A 1116-nucleotide genomic window follows, 5' to 3' on the forward strand; every position below is an offset into this window, starting at 1 on the left:
GGCACGGCACCGATATGCTCCGGGGAGCCGCGTGCAGGCTGTGATCCGGAGGTCTCCGAATGGGGCAACCCGCTGCCATCTGGCAGCGCTCCGCATGCGCGGAGCGGGAACCCGGCCAACTGAAACATCTCAGTAGCCGGAGGAAGAGTGAACGACACCCGTAGTAGCGGCGAGCGAACCGGGTGACGCCTAAACCGTGCGCGTGCCAAGGGAGCAGCCGTTGCGCGCACGGGGTTGGAGGACGACCCACGCCCATCCTGCTCGATGGGCCTCACGCGACCGCGTTCAGCAGAAGCAGTGTGGAACCCTGCACCAGAGAGCGTGAGAGTCGCGTATGCGTGCGCCTCAGTGTGAGGGGTCGTTCCTGAGTAGGTCCGGGCACGAAGAACCCGGGCTGAAGCCGGGCAGACCACTGTCCAAGGCAAGCTACACGCAGTGACCGATAGCGCACAGTACCGTGAGGGAACGGTGAAAAGTACCCCGGTGAGGGGAGTGAAAGAGACCCTGAAATCGTGTGCTTCCACGCCGTGGGAGCCGGGCAACCGGTGACCGCGTGCCTTTTGGAGTATGATCCGGCGAGTAATCCTCGGTGGCGTGGTTAAGGCAGAGCCAGCCGGAGCCGGAGTGAACGCGAGCCTGAACAGGGCGAGCGTCGCCGGGGATTGACCCGAAACCGTGTGAGCTACCCATGGCCAGGCTGAAGCGTCCCTAACAGGACGTGGAGGGCCGCACCGGTGTCTGTTGCAAAAGGCTCGGATGAGCTGTGGGTAGGGGTGAAATGCCAATCGAACACGGAGATAGCTGGTTCTCCCCGAAATGTATTGAGGTACAGCCGCGGCAATGGCACACCCGGAGGTAGAGCACTGTTGTTGTGCGGGGGCTTCACCGCTTACCAAGCGACGGCAAACTGCGAATGCCGGGTGTGTGCACCGCGAGTGAGACGGCGGGTGCGAATATCCGTCGTCGAGAGGGAAACAACCCAGACCGCCGGCTAAGGTCCCCCAGTGGTCGCTAAGTGGGAAAGGTTGTGGCGCCGCTTAGACAACCAGGAGGTTGGCTTAGAAGCAGCCATCCTTGAAAGAGTGCGTAACAGCTCACTGGTCAAGCAGCGCTGCG

At 62.5% G+C, this 1116-nt stretch carries 1 rRNA gene; it reads left to right on the forward strand.

The features are described from left to right. A 23S ribosomal RNA gene (locus tag NW816_RS13935) occupies window positions 1–1116 on the forward strand; the annotation flags it as partial.

This window comes from Synechococcus sp. W55.1 (assembly GCF_047461655.1).
Taxonomy (GTDB): domain Bacteria; phylum Cyanobacteriota; class Cyanobacteriia; order Thermostichales; family Thermostichaceae; genus Thermostichus.